Source organism: Acinetobacter boissieri, from assembly GCF_900096955.1.
Lineage (GTDB): Bacteria > Pseudomonadota > Gammaproteobacteria > Pseudomonadales > Moraxellaceae > Acinetobacter > Acinetobacter boissieri.
The window spans coordinates 1-23778 of the sequence record NZ_FMYL01000009.1 but is presented as its reverse complement, the minus strand read 5'-3'; the positions used below and the strand labels follow the sequence as shown (position 1 = coordinate 23778).

22 protein-coding genes are annotated in these 23778 nt (G+C 35.9%); 12 read left to right on the top strand and 10 right to left on the bottom strand.

Translation table 11 applies throughout. The features are described from left to right. The first annotated feature begins 3 nt into the window (after positions 1-3). The 10 genes from BLS38_RS09930 (at position 4) to BLS38_RS13290 (ending at position 16165) form a co-directional block, all read left to right on the top strand. Positions 4-1464 carry an HlyD family type I secretion periplasmic adaptor subunit gene (locus BLS38_RS09930; RefSeq protein ID WP_092749147.1) on the top strand — a complete coding sequence of 487 codons (1461 nt, stop codon included), beginning with the start codon at positions 4-6 and terminating at the stop codon, positions 1462-1464. Positions 1465-1466: 2 nt separating this feature from the next. After that, positions 1467-2765 carry a TolC family outer membrane protein gene (locus BLS38_RS09925; RefSeq protein ID WP_092749145.1) on the top strand — a complete coding sequence of 433 codons (1299 nt, stop codon included), beginning with the start codon at positions 1467-1469 and terminating at the stop codon, positions 2763-2765. A 38-nt stretch (positions 2766-2803) separates the two neighbouring features. Then, complete coding sequence (locus tag BLS38_RS09920) at positions 2804-3565, top strand: hypothetical protein (RefSeq protein WP_092749143.1); 762 nt, start codon at positions 2804-2806, stop codon at positions 3563-3565. A 133-nt stretch (positions 3566-3698) separates the two neighbouring features. Continuing rightward, positions 3699-4259: a hypothetical protein gene (locus BLS38_RS09915; protein WP_143230130.1), complete on the top strand. Its 561-nt coding sequence runs from the start codon at positions 3699-3701 to the stop codon at positions 4257-4259. Between the two features lie 98 nt (positions 4260-4357). Then, the gene (locus BLS38_RS09910; protein WP_143230129.1) at positions 4358-4909 is read left to right on the top strand and encodes a hypothetical protein; all 552 of its coding nucleotides are present in this window, start codon (positions 4358-4360) and stop codon (positions 4907-4909) included. An 8-nt stretch (positions 4910-4917) separates the two neighbouring features. Beyond that, positions 4918-5574: a hypothetical protein gene (locus tag BLS38_RS09905; protein ID WP_143230128.1), complete on the top strand. Its 657-nt coding sequence runs from the start codon at positions 4918-4920 to the stop codon at positions 5572-5574. Between the two features lie 98 nt (positions 5575-5672). After that, positions 5673-6236: a hypothetical protein gene (locus BLS38_RS09900; RefSeq protein WP_143230127.1), complete on the top strand. Its 564-nt coding sequence runs from the start codon at positions 5673-5675 to the stop codon at positions 6234-6236. After that, the gene (locus BLS38_RS09895; protein WP_092749133.1) at positions 6226-7086 is read left to right on the top strand and encodes a hypothetical protein; all 861 of its coding nucleotides are present in this window, start codon (positions 6226-6228) and stop codon (positions 7084-7086) included. Before BLS38_RS09900 ends, BLS38_RS09895 begins: the two co-directional genes overlap by 11 nt. Then, a complete protein-coding gene (locus tag BLS38_RS13205) occupies positions 7059-15176 on the top strand; it encodes a matrixin family metalloprotease (protein WP_092749131.1) in 8118 nt (2705 codons plus the stop codon). The genes BLS38_RS09895 and BLS38_RS13205 overlap by 28 nt, the downstream gene beginning before the upstream one ends. 23 nt (positions 15177-15199) lie before the next feature. After that, a complete protein-coding gene (locus tag BLS38_RS13290) occupies positions 15200-16165 on the top strand; it encodes a calcium-binding protein (protein ID WP_092749129.1) in 966 nt (321 codons plus the stop codon). A gap of 147 nt (positions 16166-16312) precedes the next feature. Here the strand turns inward: BLS38_RS13290 and BLS38_RS13195 are convergent, their stop codons facing one another. The 10 genes from BLS38_RS13195 to BLS38_RS09840 all read right to left on the bottom strand — a co-directional run bounded on the left by BLS38_RS13195 (position 16313) and on the right by BLS38_RS09840 (position 22984). Continuing rightward, complete coding sequence (locus tag BLS38_RS13195; RefSeq protein ID WP_244518276.1) at positions 16313-16915, bottom strand: tyrosine-type recombinase/integrase; 603 nt, start codon at positions 16913-16915, stop codon at positions 16313-16315. A gap of 87 nt (positions 16916-17002) precedes the next feature. Then, positions 17003-17302, bottom strand: coding sequence for a hypothetical protein (locus tag BLS38_RS13190; protein ID WP_244518272.1), 300 nt, complete (start codon positions 17300-17302; stop codon positions 17003-17005). Positions 17303-17590: 288 nt separating this feature from the next. Next, positions 17591-17872, bottom strand: a complete 282-nt coding sequence (locus tag BLS38_RS09875; protein WP_092749127.1) for a pyocin activator PrtN family protein — start codon at positions 17870-17872, stop codon at positions 17591-17593. Then, a complete protein-coding gene (locus tag BLS38_RS09870; protein WP_092749125.1) occupies positions 17856-18101 on the bottom strand; it encodes a hypothetical protein in 246 nt (81 codons plus the stop codon). The genes BLS38_RS09875 and BLS38_RS09870 overlap by 17 nt, the downstream gene beginning before the upstream one ends. A 64-nt stretch (positions 18102-18165) precedes the next feature. Beyond that, positions 18166-19131 carry a recombinase RecT gene (locus BLS38_RS09865; protein WP_092749123.1) on the bottom strand — a complete coding sequence of 322 codons (966 nt, stop codon included), beginning with the start codon at positions 19129-19131 and terminating at the stop codon, positions 18166-18168. Positions 19132-19149: 18 nt separating this feature from the next. Continuing rightward, on the bottom strand, positions 19150-20109 hold the full coding sequence (locus BLS38_RS09860; protein ID WP_092749121.1) for a YqaJ viral recombinase family nuclease: 960 nt from the start codon (positions 20107-20109) through the stop codon (positions 19150-19152). Between the two features lies 1 nt (position 20110). Continuing rightward, positions 20111-20335, bottom strand: a complete 225-nt coding sequence (locus BLS38_RS09855; protein ID WP_092749119.1) for a hypothetical protein — start codon at positions 20333-20335, stop codon at positions 20111-20113. A 255-nt stretch (positions 20336-20590) separates the two neighbouring features. Further along, a complete protein-coding gene (locus BLS38_RS09850; protein WP_092749117.1) occupies positions 20591-21415 on the bottom strand; it encodes a hypothetical protein in 825 nt (274 codons plus the stop codon). Continuing rightward, the gene (locus BLS38_RS09845; RefSeq protein ID WP_092749115.1) at positions 21408-22235 is read right to left on the bottom strand and encodes a HipA family kinase; all 828 of its coding nucleotides are present in this window, start codon (positions 22233-22235) and stop codon (positions 21408-21410) included. The genes BLS38_RS09850 and BLS38_RS09845 overlap by 8 nt, the downstream gene beginning before the upstream one ends. Positions 22236-22315: 80 nt before the next feature. Beyond that, positions 22316-22984, bottom strand: coding sequence for an XRE family transcriptional regulator (locus BLS38_RS09840; protein WP_092749113.1), 669 nt, complete (start codon positions 22982-22984; stop codon positions 22316-22318). Positions 22985-23110: 126 nt separating this feature from the next. Between BLS38_RS09840 and BLS38_RS09835 the strand changes: the two genes are divergently transcribed. Beyond that, positions 23111-23344 (top strand): YdaS family helix-turn-helix protein, encoded by a 234-nt coding sequence (locus BLS38_RS09835; RefSeq protein ID WP_092749111.1) that lies wholly within the window; start codon positions 23111-23113, stop codon positions 23342-23344. A gap of 105 nt (positions 23345-23449) precedes the next feature. After that, positions 23450-23778: phage regulatory CII family protein (locus BLS38_RS09830; protein WP_425283479.1), on the top strand; the 329-nt coding region annotated here is incomplete at its 3' end.

Sequence of the window (23778 nt, the reverse complement as noted above, 5' to 3'; positions counted from 1 at the left end):
GTTATGTATAAAGAAGCCTTTAAAGATTTTATTCAAAGATATATTAAAATATGGAAACAAGTGTGGGCGATTCGAGACCAACTTGACCCACCCAAGCGTGATAAAGATGAGCGAGAGTTTTTACCTGCACATTTAGAGCTGACGGAAACCCCATTGTCTGCTGCCCCGAAATGGATCGCACGCTTGATCATATTATTTGCACTATTAACACTGATATGGTCACTGATTGGTAAGCTCGATATTGTTGCGACAGCACAAGGGAAAACGAGTCTAGGTGGACGCAGTAAAACCATACAGTCTTTAGAAACTGCGGTGGTAGAAAAGATTAATGTCCATGATGGACAGGTGGTCAAAAAAGGCGAGACGTTACTACAACTTGCAGGGGTTGGTTCTGATACAGATTATCAGCGTGCTCATGATGCGTTAAAAGCCGCCTATATTGCTAAATGGCGTGCAGAAGCGCTTTTACAGTCACTTGATCAACAAAAATATATCTCTTTAGACAAAGTTATAACCGTTGCTAAACCTCACGATTCCGTCATCATTCAGCAAGTACTGTCATCAATTAGTACAGAAGAAAAAATCCAAGCAGAACATTTAGTCTCTAACCAATACCAAGCATGGTTCACTAAGAATAAACAGCTTATCTCTGTAAAAGAGCAACACATGGCTGAACGTGCATCTACTCAAGCACAGATTCAAAAGTTAGTGGCTATGACAGATATTGAAAAGCAACGAACTTCAGATTATCAAGAACTGGTTTCACAAAACTTTTTAGCAAAACACAACTTATTAGAGCAACAAAGTAAATACATACAAGCTAAAAATGATTTGATGAGTCAAAGACAAAATGCTGAACAAGTACAACATGCCATTCGACAAGCTGAAGATGAGCTAATCCTCAATACCCAAAACTTAAAACGAGAGGCTTTTGATCAACTCAGACAAGCCAATGAACAAATTCCACAACTGGGTGCGGAGTTACTCAAAAGTCAGCAACGTAAAGGGTTTATGCAAATCACGTCGCCTGTAGATGGCACAGTACAACAATTGGCTACACATACTTTAGGTGGCGTGGTTACAGCTGCACAACCGCTGATGACCATTGTGCCACAAGACCAACTAGAGGTCGAAGCCATTGTACCGAACAAAGATATTGGTTTTATTCATGCTGGACAAGAGGCTGTGATTAAAGTGGAATCTTTCCCATATACTCGCTATGGCTATTTAACAGGAAAAGTAAAAAGCGTGAGCTTTGATGCTGTAGAAAACAAGGATTTAGGCTTAGTTTATAGTGCCATTATTACCCTTGATCGAGACAAGCTAAATATTGATGGAAAAGAGGTACGATTAGATGCAGGGATGAATGTTTCTGCAGAAATTAAAACAGGCAAACGTCGTGTGATTTCGTATCTGTTAAGCCCATTACAAACCAAAGTTGATGAAAGTATGAGAGAGCGATAACCATGACGATTCGATCTCATCTTTATCTTTATCGTACACTCATGGTTGGATTGCTTTTAGGGACTACAACATTTACATACGCCTTAAGCCTAAAAGAAGCCCTGCTATCTGCACAAAACAATGCTGCGGTATTAGAAAAAAGCCGTTATGAATATATGGTGACAGCACAGCAGAAACCCCTTGCTCAAGCTGCACTGCTACCACAAATTGGCATGAGTGGTGCGTATCAATTACAAAAGCAGACGCAACCTAGACAGTTACAACGAAATAGTCAAAGTTTTAGGCTCAGTGCCACACAAACCATTTTTAACCTAAGCCAGTGGTATAAGTACAAAAATACGGATGTCATTCTTCATATTGCCCATCAGCAACTCGATTTAACCGAGCAACAACTTTTATTAAAAGTATCCGAAGCCTACTTTAATGTGCTGATTGCACAAGAGTCGTTGCTCAGTAGCCAAAAAGCCCAAGCCTCTTTTTTAATGCAACAAAAGCAAGCACAAGTTCAATTTGAAAAAGGGGTGGTGTCTATTGTAGATGTACAAGAAGCTCAAGCAGGCTATGAATCGGCATTTGCAGATGAGTTAGACATACAAGCTCAATTACAGCAAGCATTGGCTCAACTAGAAACCTATGTTGGACGTTCGATTGCACTGAGTGAAATGAAGAACACCCAATTAAACATGCTTCACTTTCCAGCAGAGACATTATCTACATGGCAAAGTCAAGCAACATCGCACAACCTAGAAATACAGATGCAAGAACAACTCATCAATAAAGCACAGCAGGAGTTGAAAATTGCCAAAGCAAACTATTATCCCACAGTTGAGCTGTCTTCTGGCTATACCTATAACCCCAGTGATACAGGCATTTACCAAGCTCAAGATACACGTACAGCCTATGTAGGGGTTGGTATTAATCTACCCCTTTTTACCGGTGGGCAAACCAAAGCCCAAGTTAGACAAGCGCAAGCAAGTCTACAAGTGGCACAAAGTGAGTTGCGTATTACTCAAGACAAAGTTCGTTTAAGCGTAATTGAAAACTACAGCAAAGTGCAAACAGGGCAACAGCGTATACATGCATTAGAAACATTGGTACACACTAATGAAACCAAAGTCACTTCAAGTACCTTGGGGCAACGTTATGGCTTAATGAGCAATGTTGAACGTATACGGGCTGAAAAAGAGTTGTATGACGCACGGTTAAAGCTGACGCAAGCGAAATATCAGTTTTTACAAGCACAGATCAATTTACTGCAAATTACAGGGGGCTTTAGTTCAAGAGTGTTTGATTTGTTTTAGTCATTGATATGTAAATGAACGTGATTTGGGAGAAGTAGATGGAAATAAATTTTACAATAGGTGATTGTGAGCAAAAGGCTTTAGATGGGCCTTTACAAGTAGGCTGGTTTTTAACGGAAGAGCAGGGTGCTCTACTTTTTGAAGCACCTTACCGATTAAGAAGTATGTCTCAGAATAGGCATGCTAAATCTGCATCTCGTTGTCCTGCAATTTTACAATTAGAAAGTCGCTATTTTGTGATTAATTGTCCTTATGATTTGCATTTGAGATTTGCGAGAGACTCTGAAGGTAAACCTATTCTTGTCAATGTTTTGGGTGATAAATCAGCGGTTCGACAAAATAAATTGTCTCAACTTTTAAGTTTAGTACAAGAAAAAGAGTGGCGATCGCCAAAAATTCCAATTCTTCAACTCAAACTTCCATATTGTTTTATTGCAGATGAAGTAGCTTATATCACGCAATTAGATGCATTTTGCAATTATCGAAAGAATCCACTACCTGGCACTATTTTTGGTGGACGTTTTCCTATTCATATTTGGCCAAGACCTTTAATGTGGGCATTTGAATGGCATGATACAACACAAGATTTAATTTTAAAACGTGGTGAACCTTTATTTTATTGTCAGTTTGATGGGTTTGACCCTTCACGCGCTACTAAGCTTATTCAGGCTGAGAAAACACCTGAGTTATTAAACTATATGGAACAAATATCAGGTGTTGTGAATTATGTAAGCCAAACGTTTAGTTTATTTAAAGACGCTGAAAGCGTAAGACCTAAAAGTTTGTTAACGCAAAAATAAGTATTCTCTAAATGAATTTAATAAGACAGTAAAATTGATTCTTTCAATGAAATTTAAATATAGACCCTCAGCAGGTTTTATCGTCACGCTCGTGATCATTGGGTTACTGACAAAATGTAATAGTGACCTTTTCGTGCCCAAAACAGATTTGCAAATTCAGCGAGAAATAGATGAGCAATTAATGAAGGAAGCATGGAAATTAGATGCTCAATTAAACACCATTACAGATGAGGAAAGGGCACGCTTACCAGAATTTGACTCAAAAAAGAATGCCATGATTAAGCGAAATAATAAGTTTTTAGTCATTCCTCGTTACTATGAAGGTGGTATTGGATTTAATATTGCATGGCCATCAGATACCAACCGCTTACTGCATAAACAATGGAAAAGCCGTCTAAAAGAGGAGGTATACTTCCGTATAGCTCTTTACTCACCACAGTATTTTGAGCAAGCAAAAAACGGAAAAATTTCTACTTTTTCAAATATTCCATGTACTTTGTCAGCAGAAACCAAATCGTATAATCGGTTTAAATGGCAAGGAATTTTAATTGATATTTTTGACCTGACTTCTGGTTCAGATTATACACAAACTTTAAGTTCTTCAGAATTTACTCTCGAGCAAAGAAAAGATGTTTGCTTAACCGCACTTAAAATTTTAAACGACGAAATTAAGGAAGTTCATTATGTTAGATAGATTAAAAAATGATGAAATTTAAATATAGACCCTCAGCAGGTTTTATCGTCACGCTCGTGATCATTGGGTTACTGGCAAAATGTAATAGTGACCTTTTCGTGCCCAAAACAGATTTGCAAATTCAGCGAGAAATAGATGAGCAATTAATGAAGGAAGCATGGAAATTAGAAAAGCAATTTGACACAATTCCCTCTAAAGATTATTGGCGGTTGCCAGAATTTGACTCAAGAGAATATGCCTTAATTAAACGTAATAACATTATGCTTTTTGTACCCCGTCACTATTCTGGGTATCATGGATTTAATATTGCATGGCCTTCAGATACCAATCGCTTACTGCATAAACAATGGAAAAGCCGTCTAAAAGAGGAGGTATATTTCCGTATATTTATGTATTCACCACAGTATTTTGAACAAGCAAAAAATGGAGAAATATCCTCTTTTTCTAATACGCCATGTGAAAATAAAGAGTCATATAATCAATTTAAATGGAAAGGTATACTTATACAAATTTATGCACCTCTTTCAATAACTAATGTAGAAAAAACTTTAAGTTTAGACGAACAAAAACCCGATTTTGATAAAGATATTTGCTTAACCGCACTTAAAATTTTAAACGACGAAATTAAGGAAGTTCATTATGTTAGATAGATTAAAAAATGATGAAATTTAAATACAGACCCTCAGCAGGTTTTATCGTCACGCTCGTGATGATTGGGTTACTGGCAAAATGTAATAGTGACCTTTTTGTGCCCAAAACAGATTTGCAAATTTATCGTGAAGTTGAAAGTAGACTTGCTTATGAAGCAGAGCAACAGGAAAGGCAACTCAATACTATTACAGATGAAGAAATGGCGCGGTTACCAAAGTTTGACTCAAAAAAGAATGCCATGATTAAACTTAATAATAAGTTTTTAGTCGTCCCTCGTTACTATTATGGATATGGAGACATGTTTACAATAGCATGGCCTTCAGATACTAACCGCTTACTAGATAAACAATGGAAAAGCCGTCTAAAAGAGGATGTTTATTTCCGTGTATTTATGTATTCACCACAATATTTTGAGCAAATTTATAATTTAGGTAAAGTTTCTACTTTTTTAGATATTCCATGTACTTTATCAGCAGAAACCAAATCGTATAATCGCTTTAAATGGAAAGGCATACTTATACAAATTTATGCACCTATTTCAGTAAATAATCCAAATAAGACTTTGAGCTTAGAAGAGCGAACGCCTGAGCTTAGAAAAGATTTATGTTTAACCGCACTTAAAATTTTAAACGACGAAATTAAGGAAGTTCATTATGTTAGATAGATTAAAAAATGATGAAATTTAAATACAGACCCTCAGCAGGTTTTATCGTCACGCTCGTGATGATTGGGTTACTGGCAAAATTTAATAGTGACCTTTTCGTGCCCAAAACAGATTTGCAAATTCAGCGGAAAGTGGAAAGTAGACTTGCTTATGAAGCACGTCAGCAGGAAATGCAATTCAATGCCATTAGAGATGAAGATTTTTGGCGGTTGCCAAAGTTTGACTCAAAAAAGGATGCCATGATTAAACTTAATAATAAATTTTTAGTCATTCCTCGGTACTATTATGGAGCTGGGGACATGTTTACAATAGCATGGCCTTCAGATGTTAATCGCCTACTGCATAAACAATGGAAAAGCCGTCTCAAAGACGATGTATACTTCCGTGTATTTATGTATTCACCACAGTATTTTGAGCAAGCAGAACATGGGAAAGTTTCTACTTTTTTAGATACTCCATGTACTTTATCAGCAGAAACCAAATCGTATAACCGCTTTAAATGGAAAGGAATTTTAATTAATATTTTTGATCTTAATTCTGGTCCCGATTATACACAAACTTTAAGTTCTTCAGAAATTACTCTAGAGCAAAAAAAAGATGTTTGCTTAACTGCACTTAAAATTTTAAACGACGAAATTAAGGAAGTTCATTATGTTAGATAAACTTACATTCCTCAAGCCTGAAGATATGCAAACCATTGCAAAAATGCGTGATGAGGCCAATGCCAGAGATGCCCAACAAGCTGGAACAGGGCGTTATTATGAAATTTATGAGGCTTTTGCAAATTTATTAGTAAACAAATATAACTACGAAACTAGTGATTCTACCGTATTATGGTTAAGAGGAGCAACCGAAGCAAATGCAGGGCGTGGGGTAATGTCTGAGCTAATTCGTGTATATAGCGACATGCAAGCCCAACTGCGTTATAACGAACATGTGTCTATTGATTTAATGCAAAAAGCATCAGATGCTGTTACAAAGAAAATGCTTTTGAACTTGTTTGGAGAAGGAGATGATCCTGCAAGCTATTCAGAAATTCCTGCTATCGATAAAATTGGTAATACCGATGCAACTGCAGTGGGTGAAGTACTATTTAACCGTGATCTAAAAGATAGTGCTTCACGAGATGGTGGTAACGCTGCATGGTCGGGAACACTGCTATTTACTTTATTACGCAATGACCAAACATGGCGTTTGATTGGTCGTGGAAACAGCCCACTTAAGATTGATTCGTTAAACGATTGGCGTGATATTTTGTATGCCTACTACAGCTATAAAAAAGGCGTCATGGCAGCAGCAAAAAAAGGGGGCGCTACTTATTTAGATACACTTATATTATTTAATGGATCTAATGTTTCAAAAGCGTTGAGCAGTGTAACAGAACTCTTATCAGATACTGTGACGCTTGGTAGAACTGGGTATTCATATTTTAACGAGCAACGCGGTGATGTCTTTGACAAAGGTGGTACATTATTTCAAACATTATGGAGTGGCTCAAAGCATTTCAATTGATTGATTATATGGGTGAGAATAGCTTTTTAGATATGTTACAAGGGGCGATTGTTGGTAAAAATAAATATAAAACCACCAATGATGATAACTTTACACAAAATGCACGGTCATTTTTTCAGGAATACGATCTTGCAACAGTAAGTAAAACGCTTGAACCTATGTCCGGTCAGCAAATTTTTGAATTGGCACAACAGTATGCCAATGTACGGGCAGCGCTTAGTGCCGTATCTTCTGTTGCATTTGATGTTTCTGAACAAGTCAAAAAAGAATTTGATGCTTATGATGACGTAACAGGCGAAGGTAGCATTACAGGTGAGTGGATTAAAGACCGTGTAAACTTTTTGAAAACACGAGAAGCGATTGATAAGCAGACTTTCCGAGCAACGCGTCGTATCCCCTTTATAGATCGATGGCGTTTACAAATTAATAGCTCTCTTTTATCAACCTCAGATATCCCAGATGTTTTATTGCCTTTTAAAAAAGGTGATCATTTATTTATCGATTTAGAAACAGATTTTAAATTAGGTATTGATGGAAGTAATTTAACCACATTTGAAGATTATTACATCATTTTTGGTTCGTCTAAAGACGATGATATTAAAGGAGGTACGTTGGATGATAAAATATATGGCGGTGCAGGCAATGACACTATAAATGCACAAGATGGCAATGACTATATAGAAGCTGGTCAAGGAAATGACATTGTTTATGGTGGTGCGGGAGATGACTTTATTTATGGCGGTGCAGGTCACGACACTATTTACGGTGGTCAAGGAAATGATGTCATTTATGGTGGAACAGGCAACGATACCATTTATGGTGATGAAGGCAACGATCTGATTGTAGGTCGAGATGGTAATATTCAAATTGATGCAGGGGACGGCAATGATGTAGTTGCTGTCTTTAGTCAGTCTTACTCTAAAGCTAATGTGAAAGGGGGTAAAGGCAATGATGTTATTACCGCAACCGATGGCGAAAACATACTCGAAGGTAATGAAGGCAACGACCACATTGAAGGGGGTAAAGGCAAAGACCGTATTGATGGTGGTACAGGCAATGACTACATACAAGGTCATGATGGTGAAAATGAGCTCAAAGGTGGTGAAGGAAATGACTATCTTGTCGGTGGTAAAGACATAGACATCTTAGAAGGAAACAAAGGAACTAATGTACTTGATGGAAAAGAAGGAGAAGATACGTACCGTTTTAAATTTACCGATTTATCTACAGCAACTACATTAATTACAGATCAAGATGGTACGCTTGAAATTGATGGTAAGCCAATAGAGGTGGGGAACTATGATGAAGACATTTCTGCGTGGCGTAGTGCAGATGGTCAGTTTATTTTAAATCAGCTTGAAGGTGATGGTAGCAATAAAACCATTGTTATTTTTAAAGCAGGCGATCTTAAAAACTCAATATTTTTAAATCACTGGAAAACCAACGGTGACTTTGGTCTTAGCTTTTCTAAACGGCCAACAATAAAAAATAATCCACAAGAAAGTAGCTCTGGGTCTAGCGGTAATCATATTATTAAACAAGCTGGAGATATATCTGGTGGCGATGGTAATGACTTAATTTCAGGTACAGGAGGTAAAGCTAATCTGTATGGTGGTGCAGGAAATGACTTTATTCTAGCTACAGAGAGTGATGATTATATTTCTGGGGGAATAGGTGATGATTATATTTGGGGTGGAAAAGGAGAAGATGAGATTTATGGAGGCGATGGCGATGATGTCATTTTAAGTTCTGCACAAGTGACTCAATATATTACAGTATATGATATAGCTCAAGCGCTTTTACCTAATCACCGTGATCGGAAAGAATTTCAATCTTCAAATCCAGACGAAGCAGAAAAGTTAAAAGAAGAAATCAGAGCCATAGAAAATCAGTTAAAAACTTATGATATCAACTACGACTGGGATATAAAATTAGCATACGATAAAATTTTTGACGATAGAACACAATCTTATGCTTACTTTCTAAATAGCACACCTACACTTGTACCTTATCTTAAGCCATATTTGAAATCAGGGGATAAAAAACTATATTTTTCAGGAAGTTTTGCTGATTTAGGTGATCAAGGATATGGAAATAGAGGAAAAGATATTATTTATGGTGGTAAAGGAAATGATTTCTTAACAGGATCAGCAGACAATGATCATATTTATGGTGGTCATGATCAGGATTATTTATTTGGATTTGGGGGGGATGATTACCTGTATGGTGGTGAAGGAAACGATACAATTTCTGGTGGAATGGGTCGTGACTATATTTATGGGGATGAAGGTAACGATAAAATATCTGGGGATTATGATTCAGATATTATTTATGGAGGCGATGGCAACGACGTGATTAATGGAGATGTCATCAATTTATCTCCAACAGATGCACCACCACCAAAGACTGATTTATCGCGCTCAGGTAATGACATCATTTATGGAGGAAATGGTCATGATAATTTATCGGGCGATGAAGGGGATGATTTTCTTTACGGGGGAAATGATGATGATAAAGTAAATGGGAATGAAGGTAATGACTTTGTTTACGGTGACAATGGTAATGACAGTTTATGGGGGGAGGATGGTAATGACTACCTATTTGGTGGTAATGGAAATGATTTAGCTGATGGTGGTAAAGGAGATGACTACTTATTTGGTGATGAAGGGGACGATTCAATACTCGGTAATGAAGGAAATGATTTAATTTACGGTGGTATAGGAAGCGATATGCTTTTTGGTGATAAAGGTGATGATATTATTTATGGTGGTGAGGGTGCTGATCTAATTTATGGGGGTGAGGGTGATGATATCATTGATGGAGGAAAAGGTAACGATACATTAACAGGCGGTAATGGTTCAGACTTATATACCTTTTCTATCGGAGATGGACAAGATGTGATTAAAGAGGAGGTCGGTGATATCGCCTCATTAAATAAAGAAAATTACATATTGTTTAAATTTGATCCAAATCAAGTCAGAGGTGTTTCAAGACAGAATGATGTAGACCTTGTTGTACAGTATGGAGAAAATGACCAAGTTACTGTTAAAGACTATTATAAAATCAGTAATAAAAGTAACCACAGTTATTTAGAAAATACAGAAAAATTTGAACAAATTGAGATTTCAGAAATTCGTTTTTCAAATGGCTCAGTTTGGAATACAGCAGACATTATGGCTATGGCTCCTCCGCCAGAGCATTTAGAGGACATTAAAACAGGACGAGATGACTTACCTTATTTTATTAATGCACTAGCAACTGAAGAGTATATTAAAGTCAAAGGTAAAAATACGGTGACTTATGGGTTATTTTTTAATGAAAAACTATCGAATTCTAAAGCATTTTTTCAGCAACAAAGCAATGCCATTGCACTTGCATTAAAAGAATATAGCCGTATAACAAATATCGAATTTCAGCAGGCAACAGAGTTAAGTGACAAAGTCGACTTTAAATTTTATTTAGATGATTTAACGAGTGGTGAGGCTGGGGCGGCAGCAGGTTACGCCAGTGCACAAACAGGTGAAATTCATTTAAATTCTAATATATTTAAAGAAGAGAGTTCTTTTAATCAAGGGATGTATGGTTTTGAGGTGGTGCTCCACGAAATTGGACATGCCTTAGGTTTAGAACACCCCTTCGAAGCCCCTGTTTTACCTGAAAAAGAGAACAATCAAAACAATACAGTCATGTCTTATACATCAAATCAGAAAAATGACGTTACTCTGGGAATGTATGATATTGCTGCTATACATTATTTGCATGGGGTGCGCTCTGATTTAAAACCTGAAGATAATATATATGAGTTTAATACGAATTATATTTATGATGGCGCGGGTATTGATACATTAAGTGCTGCATCACAACTTAAATCTGTGTATTTAGATTTAAATCAAGGTGGGTGGAGTTATATTGGTAAAAAATCTGAAAGTATTTTAGATCAAGGCCAACTGGTAATTGGCTATGGTACAGAAATTGAAAATGCAATAGGAAGTAGTGAAAGCGATACTATTTTAGGTAATCAGCTAAACAATACTTTAATTGGTGGTTTAGGGAATGATACTTATATTTTTAATGAAAAATTTGGACATGATAAAATTATAGAAAATGATTTTAATAATGTTATTAAGCTGAATTTTGAATTAGTCGAAAATTTTGATTATTACTACGAGGGTAAGCTTTACCATGGTGACAATATAGTAGAATTTGATTTAAAGAATTTTTCCAAAACATTTATTCAAGAAAAAGAAATTTCTATAGAGGGCTTTCAAAAGAAGTTTTTTATGGAAAATGTTCAGACTAGCATGACATTAAATAGTGTTTATAAAGGTGCTTATCTAAATAGTGCTGGGATCACTTTTTACGGTAATGAAAATAGTAATGTCATTTTTGGAACAAGAGAGCAAGAGGTTCACTTATTCAATGGTAACAATAGAGTTACTTTAACTAGTGGTGATAATAAAGTTTATGCTGGTAATGGAAACAACTACGTTGAAGTAGGTCAAGGACAAAATTATATTGGAACGGGTTTAGGTAATGATGTCATTATTTCAAAAGGTGGTAATGCAATAGTCCAAGCAGGTGGTGGGAATAACCAAGTCACTGTTGGTACAGGTAATAGTGAAGTTATTACAGGTTCAGGCGATGATGTGATTACTGCAAAAGATGGTGATCAAAAAATCCAAGCAGGTGGTGGGAATAACCAAGTCACTGTTGGTACAGGTAATAGTGAAATTATTACAGGTTCAGGCGATGATGTGATTACTGCAAAAGATGGTGATCAAAAAATCCAAGCAGGTGATGGAAATAACCAAGTGACTGTTGGTACAGGTAATAGTGAAATTATTACAGGTTCAGGCGGTGATGTGATTACTGCAAAAGATGGTGATCAAAAAATCCAAGCAGGTGATGGAAATAACCAAGTGACTGTTGGTACAGGTAATAGTGAAATTATTACAGGTTCAGGTAGTGACATTATCACAACACAGGCAGGAAATCATATTATTACGGGTGGAAAAGATAATGATGTCTTCAATTCAAAAAGTAATAAAAGTAATTTAAACACTTATATTTTCCAACAAGGTGATGGTAAAGATACAATTTCTACCGAAGGGAAAATAAAACTTGTTTTAAAAGATACCTTGTGGGAAAACGCTTCTTTTACCATTCAAAATGATGATTTAATCATTAAATATGGTGAAAGTAATAGTGAGATTAAAGTACAGGGATTTAAACAGAATTCAAATATTAATATTGTTGAGTTTAAAAATGCGAGTTGGAATACAATAGATCTGAATAAGCATATTAAACAAATCTTGACTGGAACAGACCAAAATGATTATTTGTATAACAATACACAATATATTACTGATATTTGGGGCTTAGATGGTGATGATACTTTAATAGGAAGAAAGCTTGACACCTTATATGGTGGAAATGGTGATGATCATTTAATTGCTGAGCAAGACGATGTCATTCTTTATGGTGGTAAAGGAAATGATACGTATGCATTTAAAGATGGTGCAAAAAATACAATTATTCGTGATGAAGACTTAACAGGCACTATTGAATTAAATTTTGCTCCTTTTTATACTGTTCAAACAGGAGATCACTCTAATGATAATATTTATCCAAAACAAGGCAGGTTAATTGATCAAGGTAAATTTGATACAGTATATGCGGTTAACTCAGATACCAAGCGTAATACGACGGTTAACTTTAACTCAAAAAATAAAAAAATAGAGGTTTTTTTAGATAAAGACTCTTCTGACATTACAGTATCATATTCTTTAAGAGCTGAAACTAAATACACAGTAAAGGATGTAGTTTTTAGTATAGAAAATATAGAGCAAATTGATAGTTTAAAAAACTTTAAAGTATCTGTTATTAATCCAAGAGGGTTTTCTAACACATATGATCTTTCTGGTACAAATAGCTATACAATGAAGTTTATTGATACTGTCATCACTATGGATGAATTTCTCAATCAAGGAACAGTAAAGCAAACATATGGTTCAGAAGATGATGTAATTAAAGGTGTAAGTACATATTATTATGAGGGAGATGTTATTTATGCAGGGGAGGGAAATGACCAAGTTGATACAGGACTAGGTGGTAGCACAGTTTATGGTGAAGATGGTAATGATTTAATTGTGACACCAGATATAAATGCTCATGATACGGTTTATGGTGGAGAAGGAAATGACATCATTTATACGTTTAATAATGTGATTGAAAAAGATAAAAACAACAAGTATTCAACTTCAGATGAAATCTATGGTGGAAATGGGAATGATAGAATTTATGCTGGAAATCAATGGTCTCGTATTTACGGAGGGCATGGAGATGATACTTTAATTGGAGGTAATGATGGGGGGTATTTAGATGGTGGAGAAGGTGCTGACTACTTACAAGGTGGTTTGGGCAATGATACGTATGTAATTGATGAGTGGGATACGGTACGATTAGACTTAGAACAAGAAAATGGGGGCTATGATAAAGTCATCACAGAAAATAATTTGGATACCATGGGCTTATATATTGAGGAAGTTGAACTCATAGGACAAAAAAATAGTCAGGTTATTGGCAACCAACTTGATAATAAGATTATAGGAAATAGTAGTAATAATCATCTTTATGGTGGCGTAGGAAATGATATTCTATATGGTGGAGAAGGAAATGACTCCTTAGATGGTGGCGAAGGAGACGACATTCTATATGGTGGTGAAGGGGATGATTATTTAAATGGTGGTGTAGGTGCAAATAAGTTATATGGCGGGGAAGGCAGTGATTACTATGTAATGAAAAATTTTGATCATACTGCTAAGGATGAAATGGGCAATTTAAAAGTTGTTTACGGTGATAAAGTTATAGAAGATGGTCAGACCGGTATTGATACATTAGAACTTTGGGGAGATCTAATCTTAATTAACCCATACGATTTAAGTAGTGAAAGTAGTACGTATACTTATATACCAGATGGGATTGAAAATATTATATTAAAGGGAGATGCAAAAACTGTCTTTGGAAATAACTTAGATAATGAGTTTTGGTTAAATAATAATAACAATATTTATGCTGGTAAAGGTAAAAATACAGTTCACTATGCCAAAGGGGGTAATAAAGATACTATTACTTTTGACACTTCAACACAACAAAAAAATACGTTGCTGATTGAGGGCTATTCTCTAAACAATATAAAAGCAAATAAAGTAGGCAATGATTTAAAGTTATCTTTTGGTAGTGACAGTAATGATGAAATTACTTTGCGAAATTACTTTAAAGAAAATACTGCAGACTTTATTCATATTGAGTTAAGTGAAGGGAAACATGTTATCTCTAAAGAATGGATTAATCGTTCTATTTTAGAATTAAGAGGGGATAAAAATAACAATAACCTGTTTGGTTCGAGATTAAATGAAACTATTTATGGATATGAAGGTAATGATTACTTAGATGGTGGTGAAGGAAACGATATTTTATATGGTGGTTCAGGCGACGATACACTTTATGGTGGATTAGGTAATGACATACTTGATGGTGGAGTAGGCGATGATAAATATGTTTACCGTTTAGGTGATGGACAAGATATTATTAACCAAACAGGTGGCGGTACAGACATTTTATTCTTTACTAATGGTATTACTAAAGATCGTTTAAGTTTTACAAAAGACATTAACGACTTAGTCGTGTTAGTGGACAAAGACCCACAGCAATCTGTACGTATTAAAGATCATTTCTTAGGTGGTGAAAAAGCGATTGCAATGGTGCAGCCAGACGGTGGATATGCTATTTTAGCCAGTGATATTGCCAAACAATTTAAAACACCAGCCACACCGCCAATAACTCAAAATCCACAACCAACAACACCTGTTGTCCCTACGCCAAAACCGAGTGCCAATGGTTACGATAAAGTGATTACAGGTACGAACTCACAAGGTGAGCAACTGGTCGGGACAAGTGGTAAAGACCTCATTCAAGGTTCTACCGGTAACGATTATCTTTATGGTTTTTCAGGTGATGATTATCTAGATGGTGGGGATGGAAACGACTACTTATCTGGTGGTTTGGAGGTTCAGGTAATGATACATTAGCTGGAGAAGATGGTAACGATTTATTGATTGGGGGTAAAGGAGATGATTCATACCTTTACTCTGAAAGTAATGGCATAGATACCATTGATAATACAGGTGGTGGTAATGATGGCGTATTCTTCATTAATATTAAAGCCAATCGTTTAAGCTATCATCAAGAGAAAAATGATCTTGTTATTTTAGTTGATAAAGACTTAAAACAACAAGTACGTATCAAAGACCACTTTTTAGGAAATGATAAAGCTATTACGTATGTTCAACCTGAAGATGGTTACTCAATTATGGCAACTCAAATACCAAAACTACTGACAACATTACCCGGTCAAGTGACCACAACACCAGAAAAACCGGTCATTCCAAGCAAAAATAAAATTGTAGGAACAGCAAAAAATGATGCCAAGCTTCAAGGCACAGCCAATGCAGACTTAATTCAAGGTTTGGCAGGGAATGACAAATTATATGGTATGGCAGGTGATGATGAGTTAGAGGGTGGTGATGGGATTGACTACTTAGAGGGTGGCGATGGAAATGATCTTTTAGATGGTGGTACAGGAAGTGATACACTCTTTGGTGGTAAGGGTGATGATACGTACCTTTTCAACAAAGGTTTTGGTCAAGATACGATAAATAATATCGGTGGTGGCAATGATCAAATTTATTTTAATGGTATTAACAACAATGAAGTGACGTTTGGTGTTGTTAAAAATGATTTGTTGATTAAGATCAAAAATACTAAAGATCAAATTACTGTGCAGAACTGGTTGAAAGGTGGAGAAAATGTTGTACCAACTGTTAAGTTTTCGTCAGGGGCCCAGTTTACATCTGCGCAAATTTTTAAAGCGATTGGTAAAACCGACCCAACAGTTGCAAGTAACTTAAACGCAATGAAAAATGCAATGGCTACAAGCTCAAATACAGGCGTTAATTCATCATTGACTTCTTCCCAAAATACGTATGGTACAACAACATTGTTAGCGAGTACTACGTAAGTAAGCTACATTAAAAAAGGCGTATAAAGCGCCTTTTTTAATGTAATGATCCTATACACTATCGTGGACTGCATTTCTCCTCAAGGACAAAATATTGAATATCCACTGATTTTTTAGACAGATTCAAGTTTTACCTCAATGATTTACCTATGTGCGAGTGTCATAAACTCTCAAGTCTTCAATTCCATTTAGTTGACATGCCCGTCTAAAATAATCACTGACCGTTTGTACATTAACAGGTAATAAAAGATCGTTACTGTAGCCTAACTCTAGCATTCTGTTGCGAATGGATGGCTTAAGTAGTTCTTCAATAATTAGAAATGCATTAGGTTCTAAATGAGCATTTTTATGATTGCCCTTTGAGCCATCTGGATTCTTAATGTCTCTAATTTTCCATTGGTTATTTTCTTTATCAAAGTCTTCTAATCGCATTTCGCAAAGTTCACCTTCGCGGCGACCAGTATAGATGGCGAGCCACATGACTAAATGCATAGGGATTGCATTTCGTACACGTTTCCATCCTTTATAAAAGTGATTTGTTAAAATTTGAAGCTCTTCATGTGCAATTAAACGATCACGCTCTTTAGATTTTGTAACAATTCTAGCTTTTTTTAACCCAATTAAGGAGTGTGATAGCTCATTCTTTGTATGGGCAATATCATCACCCCAAACGAGTTCGGCATGATTTAGTACGGATGAAATGTGTGATAAGTCTTTTAATACAGTTGATGGAGCAACACCATCGATCATTTCCACCGGATTACCTTTGCGTCTTTCAATTGCAAAAGATGAAAAGTCTTGTCTTGATAGGGTATATACATCTTTGATCGCAATATCTTAGGTACATATGTTTTTTAATGCCGCTGTTTTAGTCTGTGCAAATTCATTACTAATTTCTTTTAAGTATTGTGTGATAAATTGTTCTAAAGTTTTTGACACAACTTGCTCTTTAGGATCTAAAATAGCTGGGTTAATCAGTATTTCTGCCTCAAGTCGTTTAATCCATTCCTTGGCTAATGACTCTTTAGCAAAAGTTCTTGTTTTAATAAAAGGTGGTAATCCTTTACGAGTTATTCTGATTTGAGCTCTGTATCTAGTCTTGCCATCAGATGTAGTGCGTTCTGCAATAGTTCCCATTTACGCCATAAACTCTATTTACGCCAATGAGGTTATTATGGCGTAAAATAGGCGTAAAGAATAGTGTAGAATCCTTGAGAATATGGAAACAATAAAATTGAGTAAAAACAAAGTGGTTACAGAGTTGTTCGATAAATCAATAGATCAGAAGATTTGGGTTGCACCGATGGCAGGTGGGATAGATTTTTTTAAATAATTTATATTTTACAAATACTTGTTTTATATCATGTGTAGCATGTAGCAATATCGTAGCACTTTAATTGAGTTTTAGTATAAAAAGAGGTGAATTTACTTCACCTCACTCCAGTTTTTTTGCGACTCTTTTTGTAAATCATCCAACCAAATAGCAACATCACTTACATTCACAAAATATTCAGATTTATTTCCATCAACTTTAAATGCAGGGAAGGGTAATTTACATTTAGAAGCCCGTTGCTTAGCTGCTGCCATGTCTAAGTGTGGCATGTAATCTTCCACAATGTCTCTTAATGAAATAACAGGTCTTTTATAGCGTAAAATCAGCATCATTGATGTATCGATTTTATCGCACTTGTTAGTAGTTACTTTCATATGATTTCTCAGCGTTAGCAACAATATGCTCAATGTGTCTATGGTATTCAACAAACTCTATACGGCTTTTATGTGCTTCTGCGAGTTGTTGTTTGAGGTGGTTGATTTCAGCACGTAAAGCATCAGCTTCGTCATATGCAAGCTCAGCACGTTTTTTCCAACCAACCCAGCTATCAAGTGAGCCAAACTCTTTATGAAATTCTTTCTGTTCTTTTTTCCAATCAATCATTTTCTATTCTCCCAAGCCTCAATTTTCAAACTTGGTACCCTCACTACTGAGGGCACCATGGTATTTATTCAGACAATGCAGCTTCTTGTGCATCAAATGTTTTATTAATCAGATCAATTTGTTTATCTGTCATTTTTGACGTAAACGGCTCAAAGCGTTCACCTAGAATATTGGCCAGTTCTTCAATACTTTTGGCATTGTCTAGCGCTGTTACAATGCTTTGAATTTCTTCATCAGGTAGGACAAATTCACTCATTTTTGATCTGTATAAGTTCGCCATATCTGTGTGTTCAGGCTCACCCAAACCGAGTGCTTTAATTTCAACACCGACTTGTTTTAGCTCTTCAATAGATTCAGCACTCTGAATACGTTCTTTGTATGGTGTGAGATCTACAGCTAGAGTATTCACAACTTTGTTTTTGGTAGCCAAACGTTTTTTTAGGGCAGATGAACCGCTATTGGCTTTAGTCGTGTTTTCATCATTTGGAGTAACATCAATTTCCTTGTCTTGTTCTTCCTCGGCAATAGCCATACCTTTAAGTACATCAGGAAAAACATCGCGTAGAGCATAAGAACGTGCACGTAGTTTCATCATACGTTTAGGGTATTGTGACCATGGGCCTTGTTTTGTTGACAATCCAGCTCTCTTGGCATCTTCCATGCTGAATTTTGAAATAGTTGCTTCTTCACCTTTACGTTTTACTGTACAGATGGCTTCTTTTTCATCATCAGAAAGTTCTTCACGAATAAACTCAAGCAAGCCTGAGCCGCGTACGAGAGCCAGCATGGCATCGCCCCAAATAGATGGACGACCATTAATTACAGCAATGTTTTGCATTGCTTGAAGTGGTTGTAAGCCAATTTCAGCACCCCATTGCATAGCAACCAAGATATTGCCAGGCTTACGTTGATAGTCTTTTGGAACAATGTCAGAGCTCGCAAGAATATCTGCAATTTGCATGGCTTCTTGTAGTGATGTTGGCGTTAAAAAATTAGTCGTTGCTGCTGTTGGGCTTGTAAGTGCGTTCATTTATTTAATCCTGGTAATTTAGTTAATACGTAAAACACGTGTGCTTGATGTTTTAGAGAATTGCTCAAATAGCTCGGGGTGAGCAGTCTTTAGAGCTTTACTGTCAATCGTTGTGCGCTCTTGATACTTAAACGTTGCGATACGCTTATTACCGTTCAATACAATTTCTTTATCTTGAATGTGGGTACCAATCTTTGTTTTGAGTGATTTAAGCTCTTCATCAGCCTCTTTAATATCGGCACTTAAAGACTTGTATTCATCAATGAGCGTGGTCAGCTCATAATCATCAATTGAAGTATCTGGATCATGCTTAGACCAACGGTGTGTTACATCGTCAAATGTAGATGGAGCAGGGGGAACATCTGCAAGCACATGCTCATGCCAAAATTTGCCACATTCTTCTATGAGCATCATGAATAGCTCATGGTCGTAAGCAATTTCATAAGTAAGGAATTTTTGGCCACCAATTAAAACCGCAAGTGAGCATTTTTGAGTTTGAGTAATACCCATGTACCACTGGCATTGAGTTAAGTAATAGTCGGGTACAGACTCGACATCATCACCCCAAAGTTTGGCCAAATATTGATTTGCTGTTTTGCACTCTAAAATATGGTCCGTGGTTAATTCGCCATTTTTTAAGCGTACATTTCCTGATATTTCAGGGTTGATTACAGCACGGTCAATATTAGCTCGAGCAAAGTCATAGTCTGGGTGTACTAGCGTTTTATTTACACGCTGTACTTTTAGTCCACTACGTTTTTGAAACTCTTTAGCGACAACATTTTCTAGTTCATTGCCCCAATACGCAGGTTCGCTTTGAGTATCTTCAACTTCAGTACGACCTGTTTTATCTAGCCATAATTGATATGGAGATTTGTACTTGCTTAAACCTAAGATTGCAGCGACATCTGAACCACCAATGCCTTTTTTACGAGATTCGAGCCAAGCTAAGTGTTCTGTGTTTAAAAATGCATTCATCTTACTTTTCTCCTAACCTACGTACAGCTTCTTGAGCATTAAGTTCAGCAAGTTGTGCACGAGCATTTGCAACAGCTAATTCGTGGTTTGCCTGCTCACGGTCCGCTTGTACCAATAAGAGGTAAAAGAACGCCGTGGCAATGATAAGGGTGCAAAGGGCAGTGGCTGCTTTACCCATAGATGGCTTAAATGTAGTGGTTTGACTTTTTGGATTTACTTGTTTCATAATGACCTCGTTGTGTGAAAAGCCCATTTGGATGTAGGAGTCGGAATGGGCTTTTTGTTGTCTTTGATAAGGTGAATATAGTTTAAACTATTTATTTAGTCAATAGTTTTGTCTATAAAATATAGTTTTTTGATTTTTGGTTTAATTTTTAATTTGTAACAATCAAAAAAAGCCCTGCATAAGCAGGGCTGAATGGTGGTTAGATTGTAGCTAGGGGTGTTTATATTTAAGATGTAACCTCAGAAAGAATTAGTATTAAGCCACCAATCTACTTTTTAATCTTTCAGCTCCATCTTTTTCATTATCGCACGTAATGACTTCAATAGGCATGTGCTCGCATCTTTCTCTTAAGATATCAATATTTTCTAAGAGACTTTGCCTTTGAGCCTTTGAAAAATGCAAACTATCTTTTTCAAACAGCAAGATTAAGTCAAACTTTTTACTTAAGTTATATTCGCTCAACGTTAATAAATCAAATAGGCTTGACTTAAGAGCATTAATATTTCTAGGCATGCATACATTGAACTTAGCACTATATTCTCGTGTATAGAATCCACATTTAATTTTCACATGCTTGATAGAAAGTGTTTGATTAAAGGCATCTATATATGAAGGATTTGCCTTAAGAAACTCACCTTTGACTCGGTCAGTCCATTGCATATTCAAAGTCTTTTCTTCATCAACAGGCTCTTGTAAAAGCTCATGAATAGCCAGGGTGCTTAGACTTGCTGTTTTACGAAGTCCTTGTTGTGCAACTCCAGATAGGTCGGAAGAGGTTGCATTGTACCATTTCCCCTCATAAACTCCACCAATGCAACCATCTAGTTCACCATTATTTCTTTCTAAGAATTCTTTGGTGTATTTAACTAAATTTCTAAATGATAATGCTTTAGAGCCATATAATTTATCAATAACAGTATCATGTAGAGCATTGAAATAAATTATTTTATTATTTTTTGCATCTCTTACAGCTATCAAAATAGTTATTCTCTCCCCGCTATATAACACAGGCTCAAAATAAATAGCTTTCCATGATGCCTTAAAAGATGGGGTTGTAGGGAAATCTAAAGAGTCAAACATAACCACCACCTTGGCTTAGCAGATCATCATCTTCCTTATTGTTGCTAATCGATGCTTCGATCAATACACCTAACACTGGAAGTCTAGTTAGGATAAAGTTTCTAACAAACTCAACCCGTTTATTATAATCAATACCTAAGAAATTAATACTAGATATGGCATCTAATGAATCATTAGTCGTTGTGTCAATCTGACTTTTGATATAACTTCTTATGTTTTTCATGGTCTTACTAACGGTTACGTCATTATGGCCTTTGTGATATCTATAGACATCAGCCAGATTTTCCGTTTTACATAAGTCTGAAATGCTATCCATTGGATTTTGTTTTTCGTGAAAGCAGTATTCATGATCAATTAGCTGGATATCGGTTCCATCATATAAAATATTTCCACCTGTTCTATCGGGGTTTGCTACTAGCTCATCAAAAGTAATAATTTTATTAATATCTTTATGTTCTAGGATAATTTGCTCTTTTTCATCAAAATTACGTAAAAATCTTTCAAAATTAGGCGCAATTTGAGCTTTGGAAGCAAACAAATAGGTGGTTTTTGCTACAGCAATGTCAGGGTGGTCAGGATCTAGTTTAATAATAATTGGACATGGTATAGGTAGATCATACATTCTCCCAATCAATGCCACAATTACTTCTGTAAAAACAACAGAAAATTTGGAGCAATTTTTAATATATGCCTCAGTCTCTCCGTCTTTAGTTACAACACTGCCTTTAAACATAGGGTGTTGTCCCCCAGAGATTTTTTCTGCACCTTCGCATAGCCTCCCTAATAATAAATTATTTTGAATAAATTTTTCCATTTTCATTCTAATCCCATATTGTATTTAATAATTTTGGATATGTAGCCTTTATAAATTCTATTTGTTAGTACTAATTTTCAGGGAAATTAACCAGCTCGCCAAAATTGACGCCCCATAACTCTAAAACTTGAGCCATTTTGCTCATTCACAATACGATCCCGATATTTTGTATTTAAGCTATGCAAAACTACAGATCCGTCAGCTTCTTTAAATATCTGTTTTACCATTGCTTCGCCTGTAAAATAGATTGCATATATTCCACCATCTATAATTTCCGTCTGAGCTGTATCAATTCCAACATAATCACCATCATTAATAAGATCGGTCATACTATCGCCTTTGGCTTTGATAATTTTCATGTTGTTTTTACAGACGCCTTTCTTGCTAAAAAAGCTAGGAGGGAATGGAAACTTTCCTTTAATGGTATCGAAGTGAAATTCTATAGATTCTCCATCACCACAAGAAAAGCTAGCCTCAACAATATCTATCCAAATGAAATCATTATCTGAAGAACTATCAACAACAGTTGGTGTATGGATATCGAAAACAGCTTCTGGATTTTTCCCTGTTGCTAGCCAAAGAGGATCTACTGACAAAAACTCAGCGATTAAAGGTATGAACGCCGATTTTTTTGTTTTTCCTGACTCTAATGCTTGGTATGTGGGCTGCTTTATTCCCACTGACTCAGCAACATCAGCTTGAGATTTATTAGCTTTCAAGCGTGAAGTTTTTAAACGAGAAGCTAAATCAGACATTAATAAAATTCCTTGGTATATACCTATATATTATAGTTTCGACTATATTTACTCAAATAGTTAAATTTATTGACATTAGATAGTTAAAACTATATATTTTCTATAATATATAGGAGTTAAACTATTATGAGTGTTGAGCTAAGAGATTTATATAAAAAAGTGGTCGATCACTTTGGAAGTCAGACATTGACAGCTAAAGCACTGGGTTTGGAACAACCATCAGTAAATGCGTGGTTGAAAGGTAAAACCAAGATGTCGATTAATTCTGCCCTAGTAGCTGAAAGAAAGACTATGGGTAAATTTAAAGCTATAGATTTAAGCCCAGATTTTAAAAAAATTAATGAAAAGCTAGGTCTTTGAGTAATTAAAAACATTTTTTAGTTCTATTCGATGTTTTGACTAAACAAATTATCCCAAATCGACCTACACAAATAAACGTGAAAAATATCAAAGGTTCACATGCAAATAAACGACATTGATTTAAGTAGAGAAGCCAAAACAGCTTTATACAAAATGGTGCACCAAACTCCTGGTATTGATCCTAAAGATATTGCCATGGTGACGAATGACTCACATAAGACAATCTTGAATTATGCAAATCCAAATATGGAAAGCCATTTGCCAAGCCTCAAGAAGTTTGAAGCAATCCAAATGTTTACGCAAAACCCTGCAATGTTAAAAGCATGGGCTCATAAATTGGGTTTCATGCTTGTACCAGTACCAAATATTGATACACAGCTCTCTGAAAAGAAATCACATCAAGTCAGTGTTGTAGAGCAGTTGTTACCTGTGAA

Bases quoted from the DNA above. Each gene is read 5' to 3' on its own strand.
- BLS38_RS09930 (WP_092749147.1), top strand. From the start codon at position 4: ATGTATAAAGAAGCCTTTAAAGATTTTATTCAAAGATATATTAAAATA.
- BLS38_RS09925 (WP_092749145.1), top strand. From the start codon at position 1,467: ATGACGATTCGATCTCATCTTTATCTTTATCGTACACTCATGGTTGGA.
- BLS38_RS09920 (WP_092749143.1), top strand. From the start codon at position 2,804: ATGGAAATAAATTTTACAATAGGTGATTGTGAGCAAAAGGCTTTAGAT.
- BLS38_RS09905 (WP_143230128.1), top strand. From the start codon at position 4,918: ATGATGAAATTTAAATACAGACCCTCAGCAGGTTTTATCGTCACGCTC.
- BLS38_RS09895 (WP_092749133.1), top strand. From the start codon at position 6,226: ATGTTAGATAAACTTACATTCCTCAAGCCTGAAGATATGCAAACCATT.
- BLS38_RS13205 (WP_092749131.1), top strand. From the start codon at position 7,059: ATGGAGTGGCTCAAAGCATTTCAATTGATTGATTATATGGGTGAGAAT.
- BLS38_RS13195 (WP_244518276.1), bottom strand. From the start codon at position 16,915: ATGATCGATGGTGTTGCTCCATCAACTGTATTAAAAGACTTATCACAC.
- BLS38_RS13190 (WP_244518272.1), bottom strand. From the start codon at position 17,302: ATGGGAACTATTGCAGAACGCACTACATCTGATGGCAAGACTAGATAC.
- BLS38_RS09875 (WP_092749127.1), bottom strand. From the start codon at position 17,872: ATGAAAGTAACTACTAACAAGTGCGATAAAATCGATACATCAATGATG.
- BLS38_RS09870 (WP_092749125.1), bottom strand. From the start codon at position 18,101: ATGATTGATTGGAAAAAAGAACAGAAAGAATTTCATAAAGAGTTTGGC.
- BLS38_RS09865 (WP_092749123.1), bottom strand. From the start codon at position 19,131: ATGAACGCACTTACAAGCCCAACAGCAGCAACGACTAATTTTTTAACG.
- BLS38_RS09860 (WP_092749121.1), bottom strand. From the start codon at position 20,109: ATGAATGCATTTTTAAACACAGAACACTTAGCTTGGCTCGAATCTCGT.
- BLS38_RS09855 (WP_092749119.1), bottom strand. From the start codon at position 20,335: ATGAAACAAGTAAATCCAAAAAGTCAAACCACTACATTTAAGCCATCT.
- BLS38_RS09850 (WP_092749117.1), bottom strand. From the start codon at position 21,415: ATGTTTGACTCTTTAGATTTCCCTACAACCCCATCTTTTAAGGCATCA.
- BLS38_RS09845 (WP_092749115.1), bottom strand. From the start codon at position 22,235: ATGAAAATGGAAAAATTTATTCAAAATAATTTATTATTAGGGAGGCTA.
- BLS38_RS09840 (WP_092749113.1), bottom strand. From the start codon at position 22,984: ATGTCTGATTTAGCTTCTCGTTTAAAAACTTCACGCTTGAAAGCTAAT.
- BLS38_RS09835 (WP_092749111.1), top strand. From the start codon at position 23,111: ATGAGTGTTGAGCTAAGAGATTTATATAAAAAAGTGGTCGATCACTTT.